The 15,238-nt window shown below is 72.9% G+C and carries 13 protein-coding genes; 10 read left to right on the top strand and 3 right to left on the bottom strand.

The genetic code is table 11. From position 1 onward, the window contains the following. Window positions 1–100 precede the first annotated feature (100 nt). Window positions 101–430: a P-loop NTPase family protein gene (locus NE234_RS03960; protein WP_252777437.1), complete on the top strand. Its 330-nt coding sequence runs from the start codon at window positions 101–103 to the stop codon at window positions 428–430. On the opposite strand, the gene NE234_RS03955 is transcribed toward NE234_RS03960, so the two are convergent. Next, window positions 417–1,187, bottom strand: coding sequence for a rhomboid-like protein (locus tag NE234_RS03955; RefSeq protein WP_252777434.1), 771 nt, complete (start codon window positions 1,185–1,187; stop codon window positions 417–419). The genes NE234_RS03960 and NE234_RS03955 overlap by 14 nt on opposite strands. Window positions 1,188–1,343: 156 nt before the next feature. Between NE234_RS03955 and NE234_RS03950 the strand changes: the two genes are divergently transcribed. Continuing rightward, the gene (locus NE234_RS03950) at window positions 1,344–4,595 is read left to right on the top strand and encodes an ATP-dependent helicase (RefSeq protein ID WP_252777432.1); all 3,252 of its coding nucleotides are present in this window, start codon (window positions 1,344–1,346) and stop codon (window positions 4,593–4,595) included. 51 nt (window positions 4,596–4,646) lie between these two features. Beyond that, on the top strand, window positions 4,647–7,961 hold the full coding sequence (locus NE234_RS03945) for an ATP-dependent helicase (RefSeq protein ID WP_252777431.1): 3,315 nt from the start codon (window positions 4,647–4,649) through the stop codon (window positions 7,959–7,961). 88 nt (window positions 7,962–8,049) lie between these two features. Here NE234_RS03945 and NE234_RS03940 read toward each other — a convergent pair whose 3' ends face one another. After that, on the bottom strand, window positions 8,050–8,553 hold the full coding sequence (locus NE234_RS03940) for a MarR family winged helix-turn-helix transcriptional regulator (protein WP_252777430.1): 504 nt from the start codon (window positions 8,551–8,553) through the stop codon (window positions 8,050–8,052). Window positions 8,554–8,643: 90 nt separating this feature from the next. Here NE234_RS03940 and NE234_RS03935 point away from each other — a divergent pair, with 90 nt between their 5' ends. Beyond that, complete coding sequence (locus tag NE234_RS03935) at window positions 8,644–9,549, top strand: SMP-30/gluconolactonase/LRE family protein (protein ID WP_252777429.1); 906 nt, start codon at window positions 8,644–8,646, stop codon at window positions 9,547–9,549. A gap of 189 nt (window positions 9,550–9,738) precedes the next feature. Here NE234_RS03935 and NE234_RS03930 read toward each other — a convergent pair whose 3' ends face one another. After that, window positions 9,739–10,719, bottom strand: a complete 981-nt coding sequence (locus tag NE234_RS03930) for an aldo/keto reductase (RefSeq protein ID WP_252777428.1) — start codon at window positions 10,717–10,719, stop codon at window positions 9,739–9,741. A gap of 127 nt (window positions 10,720–10,846) precedes the next feature. Here NE234_RS03930 and NE234_RS03925 point away from each other — a divergent pair, with 127 nt between their 5' ends. The 6 genes from NE234_RS03925 to NE234_RS03900 all read left to right on the top strand — a co-directional run bounded on the left by NE234_RS03925 (window position 10,847) and on the right by NE234_RS03900 (window position 14,904). Next, on the top strand, window positions 10,847–11,215 hold the full coding sequence (locus NE234_RS03925) for a MerR family transcriptional regulator (protein ID WP_252777427.1): 369 nt from the start codon (window positions 10,847–10,849) through the stop codon (window positions 11,213–11,215). 184 nt (window positions 11,216–11,399) lie between these two features. Next, on the top strand, window positions 11,400–11,804 hold the full coding sequence (locus NE234_RS03920) for a DUF3761 domain-containing protein (protein ID WP_252777426.1): 405 nt from the start codon (window positions 11,400–11,402) through the stop codon (window positions 11,802–11,804). Window positions 11,805–11,864: 60 nt separating this feature from the next. Beyond that, the gene (locus tag NE234_RS03915) at window positions 11,865–12,452 is read left to right on the top strand and encodes an AAA family ATPase (protein ID WP_252777425.1); all 588 of its coding nucleotides are present in this window, start codon (window positions 11,865–11,867) and stop codon (window positions 12,450–12,452) included. A 69-nt stretch (window positions 12,453–12,521) separates the two neighbouring features. Next, window positions 12,522–13,037, top strand: a complete 516-nt coding sequence (locus NE234_RS03910) for an EF-hand domain-containing protein (protein WP_252777424.1) — start codon at window positions 12,522–12,524, stop codon at window positions 13,035–13,037. A 126-nt stretch (window positions 13,038–13,163) separates the two neighbouring features. Then, on the top strand, window positions 13,164–14,045 hold the full coding sequence (locus NE234_RS03905; RefSeq protein ID WP_252777423.1) for a class I SAM-dependent methyltransferase: 882 nt from the start codon (window positions 13,164–13,166) through the stop codon (window positions 14,043–14,045). Window positions 14,046–14,646: 601 nt separating this feature from the next. Further along, the gene (locus NE234_RS03900) at window positions 14,647–14,904 is read left to right on the top strand and encodes a hypothetical protein (protein ID WP_252777422.1); all 258 of its coding nucleotides are present in this window, start codon (window positions 14,647–14,649) and stop codon (window positions 14,902–14,904) included. Window positions 14,905–15,238: the final 334 nt, after the last annotated feature.

Genomic DNA, 15,238 nt, shown 5'->3' with positions numbered 1-15,238 from the left:
GCCCGTCACATGGCGATCGCTTCGCGATGTGCCGTACCCTGGCGTCGTACTGAGCTCGACGGCGCCGGTCTCATGACCACCTGAACAGGATGGTGCACCAGTGAGCGGCACGCAGACGGACGCCACCGATCGCCATGTGAAGGACCCCACCTGGCTCCGCTGGCAGTGGGGAACGGCGGTCGTCGGCGCCGCGCTCTTCGCCGGCTCGTTCCTGATCCTGATCGCCGTGTTCGATCCGGGGACCGCTCGGCACGAGCTGCCCTATGACCTGGTGCGATTCGGCGCCGTCGGACTGGTCGCCTTCTTCGTCTGGTTCTCCACGTGGTTCTTCTCTCCGGTGACGGGAAGGCGTTCGATCAGACGGATGGTCCTCGGCGCCTCTCTGGCCGTGGTCGCGATCGGGTCGGTGTGGGTGATCACTCGGTTGTGATCCTCTCCGGCCCCCTCAGACAGGGGCGCAGGTCACGGGGGCGCCTGACCCCGCCGAGGAACCGGCAGAGGGCGGCGACGACCAGCCCGCACAGGGCGGCCAGCAGGTGGCCGAGGGCCCAGATCGTGTGGTTGGAGATCACCGGCCAGACCACGCCCACGGCGAGCGCCGTGATTCCGGTGACGAGCCACCATCCGCGCATGAGCAGGACGGCCGCGACGCAGCCGGCCACCATGATGTAGCTCACCCCGACGTCGGTGGTGTGCGCGAGGCGGTGGGGCGCGTGGCCCGCCTCGATCGCGTGGAGCTCGACCAGCGCGGTGAGCAGGGTGCCCAGGACGTGGCCGGAGAGGCCGATGACGATCATGCGGGGAGGTCCGTACCGCTGCTCGGCCCAGGCGACGACGGTGACGAACGCGAGGATGTACAGGGTGAGGCCCGCGCCGCGGTCCGCGACCCACATGGCGCTGTCGGCCAGCACCGCGAGCGGGGCGTGGTGGAGCCGGACGAGGTTGGTGCTGTTGACGCGGGTGAGCACGTCGATGAGGTGCGGCGGCGTCGTCCGCTGGACGAGCGTGAACGCGGTGAAGACCGCGACATAGGCGAACGTCGCCGGGGCCGACAGGACCCAGGCGTGCAGCCACCGGGTGTACGGCGAGAGCCGGTCCACGGCCCGCCGTGCGCCGCTCCACAGCAGGCCGAGCCAGCACAGGACGTACCAGGCCAGCGCGAGGATCGTCACGGCCAGCAGGATCATCGGCGCCTCCCCCGAACGTCCGCCGGTCCGCCCGCGCGTTCCTCGGCGGTTCGCGGCGCGTGACCAGCGTCGGCGTCGGGAATCGGCGGCTGCCACATCGGCGACATGGCGCAACCCTGTCACGATCACCCCCGATGATCTGCTGCAATCACATATGTGTCATCAGCGTCCTACCGACTCGTCCGGCGCGCCGGTCCCACCCAGGCGCCGCCGCCGGTGCTCGACGAGCACCAGCGACGGGTCGTCGCGCACGCGGGCGGGCCGCTGCTCGTGCTGGCCGGGCCGGGCACCGGGAAGACGACGACGATCGTCGAGACGGTCGTCGACCGGATCGAGAACCGCGGCGTCGACCCGGAGCGGGTGCTGGTCCTGACGTTCGGCCGGAAGGCCGCCGGGGAGCTGCGGCAGCGCATCACCGGCCGGTTGCGGCGCACCACCCGGACGCCGCTGGCCCTGACGTTTCACTCGTACGCGTACGCGCTGCTGCGCCGCGAGGCGGTCCTGGACGGCGACGAGCCGCCCCGGCTGCTGTCCGGCCCCGAACACCTCCTCGAGGTCCGCCGCCTGGTCCACGGCGAGGTCGCGGACGGCGCGCGGGACTGGCCGTCGCGGCTGCACGAGACGCTGAAGACGCGGGGGTTCGCCGAGGAGCTGCGGGACTTCATCCTGCGGGCCGCCGAGCGCGGTCTCGGCCCCGCCGACCTGGTGACGCTGGGCCGTGGTCATCACCGTGACGACTGGTACGCCGCCGGCCGGTTCCTGAACCGGTACGAAGAGCGCTTCGACGTCGACCCGATCATCGCCTACGACTACGCGGAGCTGATCCGCGCCGCCGCCGGGCTGCTCACCGACGAGGACGTACGACGGCGCGAGCGCGCCGCGTACGACGTCGTCCTCGTCGATGAGTACCAGGACACCGACCCGGCGCAGGAGTACCTCCTCCAGCAGCTGGCCGGGGGCGGGCGGGACCTCATCGTCGTGGGCGACCCCGACCAGTCGATCTACGGGTTCCGCGGCGCGGACGTGCGCGGGATCCTGGAGTTCCCCGAACGGTTCCGTACGGTGACGGGCGAGGAGGCGCCGGTCGTCTCCCTGCGGACGTGCCGCCGGATGGGCCCGGTGATCCTGGAGGCGTCCCGCCGGGTCGCCGCGCGGCTGCCGCTCGGCGCCCTCGCCGGGGAGCACCGCGACCTGCTCCCGGTCGAGGCGGCCGACGACGACGGCGCGGATACACGGGCGGTCCGGGTCGTCGAGGCCGACAGCGCGAACCAGGAGGCCGCGCTGGTCGCCGACGAGCTGCGTCGCGCCCACCTCCTGGAGAACGTCCCCTGGTCGCGGATGGCGGTGCTCGTACGGTCCGCGGTGCGGCAGGTGCCGCCGCTGCGCCGTGCGCTGTCCGCCGCGGGCGTGCCCGTCGTCGTGGCCGGTGACGAGGTGCCGCTGGTGAACGAGCCCGGCGCCCGGCCGTTCATCGTGCTGCTGCGGGCGGCGCTGCGGCCCGCGCTGCTCGACGAGGAGGCCGCCGAGGAGCTCGTGCTGGGCCCGCTGGGCGGCGCGGACGCGCTCGGCCTGCGCCGGCTCCGCCGCGCCCTGCGCGACCTGGCCACGCTGTCCGGGGACGACAAGGCCGACGGCCTGCTCGTACGGGCGCTGAACGATCCGCGCGAGCTGCTGCTGATCCACCCGAAGGTCCGTGAGCCGGCCGAGCGCGTCGCCGGGCTGATCGCCCTCGCCCGTGAAACCGTGCGCGGCGGCGGCGGGGCCGAGGAGGTCCTGTGGGCGGTGTGGCAGGAGAGCGGCCTGGCCGACCGGCTCCTGGAACAGAGCGTGCGCGGGGGGGCACGGGGCGCGGCGGCCGACCGGGACCTCGACGCGGTGGTCGCGCTGTTCGACATGGCGGCGCGGTTCACCGACCGGCTGCCGCAGGCGGGCCCGGAGGTGTTCCTGGACGACCTGGCCTCGCAGGAGATCCCCGGCGACACCCTCGCCGAGCAGGCGCCCCAGGGCGAGGCGGTGCGGATCCTCACCGCGCACCGCTCCAAGGGCCTCGAATGGGACCTGGTCGTCGTCGCGGGCGTGCAGGAGGGCCTCTGGCCCGACCTGCGGCTGCGCGGCTCGCTGCTGGGCAGCGAGGAGCTGATCGAGGCCGCCACCGGCGTCGCCGACCCTGGCAGCGGGGGGCGGTGGGGCGCAGCCACGGGGGTGGAAACAGGGGGGCGGTGGGGCGCAGCCACGGGGGTGGAAGCAGGGGCGTCCCTCGCGGCGAAGATGCTGGAGGAGGAGCGGCGGCTGTTCTACGTCGCCGTGACGCGGGCCAAGAGGCGGCTCGTCGTGACCGCCGTCGGCGGGGAGGACGCCGAGGACCGGCCGTCGCGGTTCCTGCGCGAGCTGGTCCCCGACGACGCCGAGCACGCCCAGCTCGACGAGCGGACCCGGTGGCTGTCCCTGCGCGCCCTCGTGGCCGACCTGCGCTCCGCCGTCGCCGACCCGAAGACCCCCGTGTCCCTTCGCCGGGCGGCGGCCGGTCACCTGGCCCGGCTCGCCCGCGCCGGGGTCCAGGGCGCCGACCCGCGCGACTGGTACCCCCTGACGGAGCTGTCCGACCCCGGCCCGGCGTTCCGGGAGGACGAGCAGCTGGTGCTGTCGCCGTCGCAGGTGGACACGTTCGAGAAGTGCGGGCTGCGCTGGCTGCTCGCCTCCTGCGTGGGCGCGGAGGACGGCGGCGCGGGGGAGTTCGCGACGATGGGCCGGGTCATCCACGCGGTCGCCGAGCTCGTCGGCACCGACGAGGCGGTGAGCGACGCCGACATCGACAAGCGGCTCGACGAGATCTGGGACGACCTGGACTTCCGCAGCGCCTGGTACTCCGACAAGCAGCGCGAGCAGGCCCAGGAGATGATCGACAAGTTCCTGGCCTGGCACCGGCGCGCCGACGCCCGCGAGCTGGTCTCCATCGAGGAGCCGTTCAGCATCGACCTGGGCCGGGTGGTGATCCGGGGCCGGATCGACCGCGCCGAGCGCGACGGCGACGGCCGCGCCTGGATCGTCGACATCAAGACCTCCGGCACCAAGGTGCCCGAGGACGACCTCGCCCGCCACCCGCAGCTCGGCGTCTACCAGCTGGCCGTGATGCTGGGCGCGTTCGCGGAGAAGGGCCTGATCGAGCCGGGCGGCGCGGAGCTCGTCCAGGTCGGCAAGGCGTCCCTGACCGCGCGGGTGCGCGTCCAGACCCAGCCGCCCCCGTCGGCCGACGAGGATCCCCAGTGGCCGCGTAAACTCGTCGATCGCGTCGCCGAGGGCATGGCCAGCCCGGTGTTCGAGGCCCGCCGCGACGACAACCACTGCCGCACCTGCCCCGTACGCGGGTCGTGCCCGGCCCACGACGACGGCGGCCAGGTGGCGCCGTGACGTCCCCCGCGACGGGCGCGCGGTGACCGGCCCGTACGACGAGGGAACGCCGTGATCAGTCCGCAGGAGCTGGCGCAGCGGCTCGGCGTGCCCGAGCCGACGCCGGACCAGGCCGCCGTGATCGAGGCGCCGCTCGCCCCGATGGCGGTCATCGCGGGGGCGGGCTCCGGCAAGAGCGAGACCATGGCGGCCCGCGTCGTGTGGCTCGTCGCGAACGGCCTGATCCGGCCCGAGCGGGTGCTGGGCCTGACGTTCACCCGCAAGGCCGCGGCGGAGCTGGCCGACCGCGTACGCCGCCGGCTCGACCAGCTCCGCGAGCACGACGACCTCATCGACCCGGAGATCCTCGACGGCGAGCCGACGGTCTCGACGTACCACGCGTACGCCGCCCGGCTCTTCGGCGACCACGCGCTGCGGGCGGCGCTGGAGCCCACGATGCGGCTCGTCACCCCGGCGGTGGCCTGGCAGATCGCGGCGCGGGTCGTCGACGCGTACGACGGGCCGATGGACGCCGTCGACTGGGGGCCCGACACCGTCACCAAGGCCGTGATCGCACTGTCGGGGGAGCTGTCCGAGCACCTGCGCACGCCCGAGGACGTGCGGAAGATCGGCCGTTGGCTGAACGAGCGGGTCGCCGAGGTGAAGAAGCCCACCAAGAAGCACCAGGGCCGCATCACCGACGCCCAGGCGACACGCGAACAGCTGATGCCGCTGGTCGAGGCGTACCAGCGGGCCAAGGCCCGGCGGGAGGTCCTCGACCACGGCGACCAGATGGCGCTCGCGGCGCGGATCGCCGCCGAGCACCCGGAGGTCGGCCAGATCGAGCGCTCGCGCTACGCCGCCGTGCTCCTGGACGAGTACCAGGACACCAGCCACGCCCAGCTCGTCCTGCTGAAGTCGCTGTTCGGCGGCGGCCACCCGGTCACGGCCGTCGGCGACCCGTGCCAGTCGATCTACGGCTGGCGGGGCGCGAGCGCCGGGAACCTCCTCGGGTTCGTCCGCGACTTCCCGAACGGCGAACGACCCGCGCCGATGCGGCAGCTGTCGACCAGCTTCCGCAACGGCGAACGCGTGCTCGACGCGGCCGCCCGCATCCAGGGCGAGCTGCGCGAGGAGGCCAAGGACGTCCCCCGGCTGTGGCCCGGCGCCGCGCAGCAGGGCCGCGGGCGGGTCGAGTGCGCGCTGCTGGACACCGTCGAGGACGAGGCCGAGCGGCTCGCCGACCGCATCGTGCGCCTGCTGCGGCAGCCGAAGGACCTCGCGCCCGACGGGGAGCCCTGGGAGAAGACCAGCCGGTTCGGACCCGGCCTGCAGCCGTCCGACGTCGCCGTCCTCGCCCGCAAGCGGGCGCAGTTCCCGCTGATCCGGGCGGCGCTGGAGGCGCGGGGCGTCCCGGTCGAGGTCGTCGGCCTCGGCGGGCTGCTCACCGTCCCGGAGGTCCAGGACGTCGTCGCGACCCTCCGCGTCGTGCACGACCCGACGGCGGGCGCCTCACTGGCCCGGCTGCTCACCGGGCCGCGCTGGCGCCTGGGCCCCCGTGACCTGGTCGCCCTCGGCCGCCGCGCCCGCGAACTCGCCCGCGAGGCGGCCCGCGACCTGCACCCCGACGCCGGCCCCGCCGCGGATCCGCACGAGACCGCATCCCTCGAAGATGCGGAGCCGGCGGGCGCCGACCCGCTCCGGCAGGTCGTCCAGGAGCTGAACGACGAGCACGGCAGCCTCGTCGACGCCCTCGACGACCTGGGCCCGGCGGAGCAGTTCAGCGCCGAGGGGTACGCCCGGCTCGAACGCCTCCGCGACGAGCTGCGCGTCCTGCGCCGCCACGTCGGCCTGCCGCTGCCCGACCTGGTGACGGAGGTCGAACGCACCCTCGGCCTGGACATCGAGGTCGCCTCCCGGCCCGGCCTGGACCCGGTGACCGCCCGCGCCGACCTGGACGCGTTCGTCGACGCGGCGGCGTCCTTCGCGGGCGACGCGGAGGATCCGACGCTGGGCGCGTTCCTCGCCTACCTGAAGGCCGCCGAGACGGAGGAGTTCGGCTTGGAGGCGGGCCGGGTCGGCGAGACCAACAGCGTCAAGCTGCTGACCGTGCACGCCGCCAAGGGCCTGGAGTGGGACGTCGTCGCCATCCCCGGCCTGGTCTGGAACCCGACCAGGAACGACACTCCGAACTCCGGCTCGGTCTTCCCTGCCAAACCGCAGAACTCCTCCCGCTGGACGGAGAACGCCCGCGCCCTGCCGTACCCGCTGCGCGGCGACCACGCCGACCTGCCGCCGCTGAACGGCCTGCAGAAGGACGACGTCGAGACGTTCAACGCCGCGACCTCCGAACGCGACCTGCGCGAGGAACGCCGCCTGGCGTACGTCGCGGTCACCCGGGCCCGGCACCTGCTCATCGCGACGGGATACCGCTGGGGCACCGCGAGCCGCCCGCTGCAGCCGTCACCGTTCCTGGCGGAGATCCGGGAGGCGTGCGAGGCCGGCGCCGGCCAGGTCGGCTACTGGGCCGACGAGCCCTTGGGCGAGGAGAACCCGCTGCTCGCCGAGCAGGACACCGCGTCCTGGCCCGCCCTGCCCGAAGGCGAGCGGTACGACGCGGTCGCCGAGGGCGCCCGGATGGTCGAGGACGCCATGCAGGGCAGGCTCCGCCTCGGCTACCTCCCGCTGGCCCCGCGCGACCGTCGCCGGGCGGCCGCCTGGGCCCGCGACGTCGAGCTGCTGCTGGCCGAACGCGACCGCTCCCGCGGCGTCGACGGCCTGGCGGTCGACCTGCCCGCCCACCTGTCGGTGTCCTCGCTGGTCACCCTGGCCCGCGACCCGGCGGCCCTGGCCCGCCAGATCCGCCGGCCGCTGCCCCGGCCCCCGGCGCCGTACGCCCGGCGCGGCACCGCGTTCCACCGCTGGCTGGAGTCCCGCTGGGGCCAGCAACGGCTGCTCGACCTCGACGACCTTCCCGGCGCCTCCGACGAGGGTGCCGGAGGCGACGACGAGCTGGACACGCTGCGGGCCGCGTTCGAACGCAGCGCCTGGGCCGACCGCGAACCCCACGACGTCGAGGTGCCCTTCGAGACGACCATCGGCGACCGCCTGATCCGGGGCCGGATGGACGCGGTCTTCCGTACGGACGACGGGGGGTACGAGGTCGTCGACTGGAAGACCGGCCGCCCACCGACCGGCGACGAGGCGCGGGTGGTGTCGGTGCAGCTCGCGGCGTACCGCATCGCCTGGGCCGAGCTCGCCGGCGTCCCGGTCGAGCGGGTCAGCGCCGCGTTCCACTACGTCGCGGCGAACCGGACGATCCGCCCCGCCGACCTCCTCGACGCCGACGGCCTCGCCGCCCTTCTCGAGGCGATCCCCGCCGTCTGAGCGAGCGTTCGAACCGCGGGGGCCGAGGAGCCTGGCGGCCGGCTCGGGCCTCGTCTCTGGGGCCCGACACGTGATCACGGCGACCGGGCTAGTCGGATGCCTCGTCGCCGAGGCTGAGCAGCAGGGTCCGCAGTGTCGCGGCGAGTCGGTCCTGCTCGCCCTGGTCGAGTGCGGCCAGGATGCGCCGCTCGTTCTCCAGGTGCGCGGTGACCGCGCGATCGATCAACGCGCGCCCAGTGGCCGTGAGCGCGACGACGACGGTGCGCCTGTTGTCCGGATCCACTTCGCGTGTGACGTAGCCCTTGGCGACCAGCCGGTCGAGCCGGTTGGTGACGGCTCCGGAGGTCACCATGGACGCTCGGGCGAGTTCGCCCGCGGTCATGCCGTCCGGTGCGCCCGCCCGGCGCAGCGTGGCGAGGACGTCGAACTCACCGCGCTCCAGCCCGAAGCGGGCGAACAGCGCCTTGAGCTCGCGCTCGGTGATCCGCGTCAGCCGGGACAGGCGGCCGAGCACCCGCATCGGGGCCGCGTCGAGATCCGGCCGGGCGCGCGCCCACTGCTCGACGATCCGGTCGACGGCGTCGCGGTCCATGACAACCCCTCAATGTTGAACTGTTTGACGTAAAGCTATCAGCCGCCTTACGATCAACATTGAACATTTCAACGTTGAGAGGTTTCGACCATGCGACGTCATCTCGCCTCCGTGCTGCTCGCGCTCGGCCTGATCGCCTCGACGAGCGCGCCCGCCACCGCCTCCGCGTTCCCGAGCACGATCCGCCTTCCGGACGGGTTCCAGCCCGAGGGCATCCTTACGGGGCCCGGGCCATTCGCCTACGTCACCTCCATGGCCGACGGCTCGATCTACCGTGCCGACCTGCGCACCGGACGCGGCGCGATGTTCAGCCGGGGGCCCGGCACCCCGTCGCTCGGCCTGCACGCCGACGGGCACGGTCACCTGTTCGTGGCGGGCGGCACGGGCGGCGACCTGCGGATCGTGGACGCCCGCACCGGACGGGTACTGGCGTCCGACCGGCTGACCACAGGCCCGGCGTTCGTCAACGACATCGCCTTCTGCCAGGGCGCGGCGTGGATCACCGACTCGACCAACCCCGTCCTCTACAAGGTGCCGCTGCGCGGTGATCGCATGCCTGGCCCGCCGGTCCGGATCCCGCTCACCGGCGAGATGAAGTACGGCTCCGGCTTCAACGCCAACGGGATCACCCCGACCCCGGACGGCCGGGGCCTGCTCGTCGTGCAGTCGAACACCGGGGACCTGTTCCGCGTCGAGCCGTCCGGCGCGACCCGTCGCGTGAACCTGCACGGTGAGACGCTGGTGGAGGGTGACGGCCTGCTCCTGCGCGGCCGGACGCTGTACGCCGTGCAGAACCGGTGGAACGCCGTGGCAGTCCTGCGGCTGAACGCGGAGGGCACAGAGGGCCACGTGGTGCGCCGGTTGCGCGACGAACGGTTCGACGTCCCGTCGACCGTGATGGCCTTCGGCTCGCGGTTGTACCTACCGAACGCCCGGTTCGACACGACGCCGACCCCGGAGACCCCCTACACCGTGGTCGCGATCCCGCGTCGTTGACCCGTGGATCCCCGGGTGATCGCGGTGCTGTTCGGGGGCGTGGCTCGGACGGACGCTCCGGCCCGCACGGCGGCGCGGTCGCCTCGCCGGGCCGAAGCGCTCAGATCGGTCAGCCGGAAGACGGGCCGCATGGCGTGGACCCGGTCGGGCTCGTTGGAGCCGAAGGGGACCCGGGCGCCCCGTCCGGCGTCACCGGTCGAAGCCGCCCGCGGCGTTGAGGTTGCGGCGCAGTTCGTCGTCGAGTTCGAGGTCGGCCGCTCCCAGGACCTCGTCGAGCTGTTCGACGGAGCTGACGCCGACGACCGGGATGATCGGCGGGTCGCCGCCCATCAGCCAGGCCAGCACCACCTGGTTGGGCGTGGCGCCGACCTTGTCCGCGACCTCCCGCAGCGCGGCCCGCCGCGCCGGCGTTCCCGGGTGGTCGTACACCGGGTGCAGCGGCCGGTCCGTACGCGCGTAGGTGCCGCTGAGGAGCGGGCTGTAGGCCCACAGGCTCATGTCCGGCTCGCTGCGGACGTAGTCCAGGGTCTCGGCGTCGACGTTCCCGAACACGTGGTCGTCCGGGCGGATGACGTCGAGCCGCGGCCGCAGGTAGGAGTGGCGGAGCTGCAGGCAGGTGTAGCCGGGACGCCCCTGACCCCGCGCGACCGCCCGCGCCCGTTCGACCTTCCACAGGGCGAAGTTGCTGGCGCCGACGACGGCGGCCGTGCCCTGCTCGACGAGCGACGCGAACGCGTCCACCGTCTCCTCGATCGGCACCGTACGGTCCTCGACGTGCGCCCAGTACACGTCGACGTGGTCGGTGCCCAGCCGGCGGAGGCTGCCCTCGACCGCCGACCGGATCGCCGTGGCGGACAGCCCTTCGCCGCTCTCCCGCCAGGTCGTGCCGGGGACGGTCGGCTGCGCCCCCACCTTGGTGCTGATCACCACCTGGTCGCGCGCGCCGCGGTCGGCCAGCCAGCGGCCGAGGACCGCCTCGCTCTCCCCGCCGGCGCCGTTGTCCGCCCAGAAGGCGTAGTTGTCGGCGGTGTCGATGAGGGTGCCGCCGGCCTCGACGAACCGGTCGAGGATGGCGAACGACGTCGCCTCGTCGGTCCGGGTGCCGAACCACATGGCACCGAGGCAGAGCGCGCTGACGGCCGTTCCGTCGGCAAGGGTCCGTTGCCGCATGATCGCGTCCTCTCGTGAAGGTGATCGGGGACGCGACACACTCTGCGATCTGGAGCGCGCTCCAGGTCAAGCCGGAGCGTTTCCTGGAGCTTGACCTGGAGTGCGCTCCAGGTGTGATCATCGGGGCGTGACGTTCTACTCACCGGCACAGACGGCCGAGAAGACCGGCTTCAGCATCGACACGCTCCGCTACTACGAGAAGATCGGCCTGCTCGACCGGATCGACCGCACGGCCGCGGGCCGGCGCCGCTTCAGCTCCGACGACCTGGGGTTCCTCGGCGTCCTGCGCTGCCTCCGCGACACCGGCATGCCGATCGCGGAGATGCGGCGCTACGCCGAGCTGGCCCGTGGCGGCGACGCGACGCTCGACGAGCGCATCGCCCTGCTGGAGGCGCACGACGAGCGCATCGACCGGCAGCTCGAGACGCTGCGCTCCCAGCGGGAGCACCTCCGCGGAAAGATCCAGTACTACCGCGACGTCGCCACCACCGCCTGACGCACGCCCACCCGTCACCGGCCGCCCCGACGCGAGGGCGCGCGAAACGCGGCGTCCATCGGTGTCCGATCGCACACGTTACGTATCGCGCGTAATTGGCCGTATGCCGCCATCTACCGGTTTCAGGGCAACCTGCCCCAGTATGCGGCCGTCCAACTCGCGTCCTCTACGACGGGAGACGGCGATGCGCCATCGGACACCGGCCCTGATCCTCGGCGCGGCACTGCTGCTCGGCGGATGCCGCACGACCGCGACCGACGCCGGCGGGGCGGCCGCGCCCTCTGACGGGCCCAGCGTGTCCGCGACGCCGGCCGACTCGCCCTCCACGGTCCTCCCGCCGTCTCCGACGCCGAAGAACTCGTCCACGCCGACCGTACGGGCGGGCGCCCGGGGGATCCCCACGCACCGGACCCATGTGCCGAAGCCGCATCGGGTACCGAGCCGGCCGAAGCGGCGCCCGGCGGCCCCGAAGCCGCCCGACCACCCGGCCGGCGCGACGGCGCGCTGCAACGACGGCACCTACTCGTACGCCGCCCACCACCAGGGCGCCTGCTCCCACCACGGCGGAGTGGCGATCTTCTACCGCTGACCGCGACCGAGGCGGGGAAAGCGTTGGCGTGACGCGGCCGGTGGCCGTCATGCTCCGGGCATGGGTCACGCGGAGGTGCTGCTCATCGGAGGACGCTCGGGCGTCGGCAAGACCACGGTGGGATGGGAGGTCTCGGCGCGGCTGCGCGCCGCGGCGGTCGCCCACGCCGTCATCGACGGGGACTTCATGGGGCAGGTGCATCCGGCGCCCGAGGACGACCCCGACCGGTCGCGGCTGACGGAGCGCAATCTGACCGCGGTGTGGGGCAATTTCGCCGCGCTCGGCCATCGCCGCCTCATCTACGTCAACACCGTGTGCGTGCTGCCGGAGACGGCGGGCATGTTCGAGCGCGCCATGGGGGCGGACGTGCGGATGATCCGGGTCCTGCTCACCGCCTCCGACGCCACGGCCGCCCGGCGCCTGACGGGCCGGGAACTCGGATCCGAGTTGCAGGAGGGCCTGGCGGCGAGTTCCCGCAGGTCACGGCTGCTCGACGCGGGGGCGCCCCCGGACACCGTGCGGGTCACGACCGACGAGCGGTCGGTGATCGACATCGCCCGCGAGGTCGTGGCGGTGACCGGCTGGGTCGACGGCGGCCGTACGGCCTCGGGTGGCCGATGTCGGCCGACCAAGCCGGAAGACATGTGATTGATCACTTTATGTAGCTATGGTCTCACTGTCCGCGTCATGGCATCACACCCTCCCTGGAGGTTCCCGATGGATGCACGTCTGGATCGGATCAAGGCCGCGTTCAACGCGCTCGACACGGACGCGAACGGCTACCTGGAGGCGGACGACTTCGACCGGCTCGCGCACCGGATCACCCACGCCCTGGACGTGCCGGAGAACTCGGCCAAGGCCCAGGCGCTCCGCACGGGCTGCCGGCGCTACTGGCAGGGCCTGGTCGGCGCCCTCGACCAGAACAACGACGGAAAGCTGACCTACGAGGAGTACGCCCGGTTCCACGAACCGGCCGGCTACGAGGTGAACGTCCGGCCGTACGCGGAGGCGCTGACCGGGATCTGCGACCGGGACGACGACGGCTTCGTCCAGCACGCCGACTTCGTCCGGGGCCTTCGGGCCGTCGGATTCCCCGAGGAGAACGTCGAGGCGCTCTTCCGGGCGTTCGACCCCCACGGGACCGGCCGGGTCGCCGTCGGCGAGTGGCGGACGGCCATCGAGGAGTACTTCCTCGCCCGAGGCGGCCACGCCGTCGGCGACACGTTGGTCTGACGCGCGCCGCGCCCGGTCGACGTCGGGCCGATGTCCGAGGCGGATATCGGCCCGACGTACGTACCGGCCGTCATTTCGCGGCTCGGCGGCGAGTCGACCGCGCGGAGGACTCGGAGAGGAGCACCCATGGCCGACATCACCGGTGTGGAGGAAGGCGTCGGGCTGACCGCCCTCATGGTCGCCGCGGCACGGGCGATCGAGACGCACCGCCACGACACGCTGGCGCAGGACGTCTACGCCGAGCACTTCGTGCGCGCGGCCCGGGCGTCCGCGGACTGGCCGGTGCGTCCGCGGCAGGTCCCGGACGGCGAGGTCGATCCCCTGTGGGGCCGGCTGGGGCGTTACTTCGGCCTGCGGACGCGGGTCTTCGACGACTTCGTCCTGCGGCGGACCGGCGCGGGGATCCGGCAGGTGGTGCTGCTCGGGGCCGGCCTCGACACGCGGGCGTACCGGCTGGACTGGCCGCCCGGCTGCAGGATCTTCGAGATCGACCAGAGGGGTGTCCTCGCGTTCAAGGCCCGCGTGCTCGAGGGGCTGGGCGCCGTGCCGAAGACCGAGCGCGTCACGATCGCGTGCGACCTGCGCCTCGAATGGACCTCGGCGCTGACCGGCGCGGGCTTCGACCCGGCCGCACCGGCCGTCTGGTTCGCCGAGGGACTGCTGCTCTACCTGCCCGACGCCGCCGAGCGTGCTCTCATCGCGGCGGTGGACGCGCTGAGCGCGCCCGGGAGCGCCCTCGCCTACGAGGTCAAGCTCAGCCCCGAGTCGACGGCCGTCCGCGAGAGCCCGATCTACTCGGTGGCCGAACGGACCGGCATCGACCTCCTCGCCCTGTTCGCCCGGGGGCCACGGCCCGACTCCGCCGCGGACCTGACCGCCCGGGGCTGGCACACGTCGGTCCACACCGCGTTCGACTTCACCCGTGAATACGGCCGCGGCCCTCTTGCCGAGCCCGACCGCCCCGACGCCCTGGCCGCCAACCGCTGGGTATTCGCGACCAGCCCCTGATCACTCTTCCTGCCAGATGTTCAACAGTCTCGGCGCTTCCGGCGGCGAAGCCTCCCACCGGCGCGGGAGCCGTCCGATGCGGGAACGTGATCGCGAGTGCGGTAGACCGGACTCCCGCTGTGCGCGTCCTTCCCTGCGGACAGTGCCGTCCGCGCGCGGGCGCGGGATCTCCGAAGAGCGGGGCAGGATGTCGAACCGGTGGTGGAGTCCGCGGTGGAGGGCCGCCCGGGTCGTGTCGCGCCATGCGGCGGTCGCGACGATGCTCATCGTGGTGGCCGGGTGCTCGCGGCACGAGGCCGACGGGCCTGCGCGGACCGCGACGTCCAAAGCGGTCCACACGCCGGCCACCGTCGCCTCGACGCCGACCGTGGATCTTCAACTCGCCGTTCGCCGGTGGTATCGGCGAGCCGCTGCGATCCCGGCGAGTGAGTATTTCGACCCGAAGCGCTGCGGATCGCAGCAACCGGCCGATGTCTGGCTGCTCGGGGGAGGTGCGCCCAAGGGGCGGACCCAACGCCGGTGTGCCGTACCCGCACACCGGCCGATCCTCGCGCCGGTCGTGAACGAGCTGATATCCCACGGCCCGCGACCGATGCTGCCCTTGGCCGTAAGGTCCATGGACGTACGGCTCGACGGCGAGTCCCTGAAGCCGACCGGAGTGGACAACTCCCGGCCGTACACCCTCAAGGCGGTCCGTGGTGGCGCCTTGAGCGGAGTGGCCGACGAGGAGAGCGTCACCGATCGCGGGTTCTGGGTGTTGCTTCCCGGTCTCGCGCCGGGCTCACATCACCTGGTGATCAACACACAGGCCGATGTGCCCGGCCCTTCGCACGTCGAGTGGACGCTCACCGCGTCGTAGCGAAGCCCGGCACTGCCGGCGCCGTCGACAGGCCACGACCAATCCCACCAAGGCCGCAGCGAGTTCACTGGTTGTGTTGATTACTAAGTTGACTTGTTGCACTTTTCTACCCGGTCTGCTTCTCTAGGAGTTGCGAGGCACCCGAGCGGCGCACCTTCCTCGGCGTCATGCGGCCTGCTCGCTCGAAGCCTCCCCTTTCCTCGATCGGAAGGAACTTCCCAATCGTGTTGTCAAGCCGCGAGTGTGACGGGAGGTGACTCTTGATAGCACTGTCCGTCACGGATCATCGCCCACAGGACGTTGAGGCGTCGACGCGCGAGAGCCAGCAGTGCCT

This window comes from Actinoallomurus rhizosphaericola, assembly GCF_024055675.1.
GTDB lineage: Bacteria > Actinomycetota > Actinomycetes > Streptosporangiales > Streptosporangiaceae > Actinoallomurus > Actinoallomurus soli.
Note: the sequence above shows the minus strand (reverse complement) of the source record. Positions and strands in the feature narration are given on the sequence as shown.

Bases quoted from the DNA above. Each gene is read 5' to 3' on its own strand.
- NE234_RS03935 (WP_252777429.1), top strand. From the start codon at position 8,644: ATGCGACGTCATCTCGCCTCCGTGCTGCTCGCGCTCGGCCTGATCGCC.
- NE234_RS03910 (WP_252777424.1), top strand. From the start codon at position 12,522: ATGGATGCACGTCTGGATCGGATCAAGGCCGCGTTCAACGCGCTCGAC.
- NE234_RS03920 (WP_252777426.1), top strand. From the start codon at position 11,400: ATGCGCCATCGGACACCGGCCCTGATCCTCGGCGCGGCACTGCTGCTC.
- NE234_RS03915 (WP_252777425.1), top strand. From the start codon at position 11,865: ATGGGTCACGCGGAGGTGCTGCTCATCGGAGGACGCTCGGGCGTCGGC.
- NE234_RS03905 (WP_252777423.1), top strand. From the start codon at position 13,164: ATGGCCGACATCACCGGTGTGGAGGAAGGCGTCGGGCTGACCGCCCTC.
- NE234_RS03955 (WP_252777434.1), bottom strand. From the start codon at position 1,187: ATGATCCTGCTGGCCGTGACGATCCTCGCGCTGGCCTGGTACGTCCTG.
- NE234_RS03930 (WP_252777428.1), bottom strand. From the start codon at position 10,719: ATGCGGCAACGGACCCTTGCCGACGGAACGGCCGTCAGCGCGCTCTGC.
- NE234_RS03940 (WP_252777430.1), bottom strand. From the start codon at position 8,553: ATGGACCGCGACGCCGTCGACCGGATCGTCGAGCAGTGGGCGCGCGCC.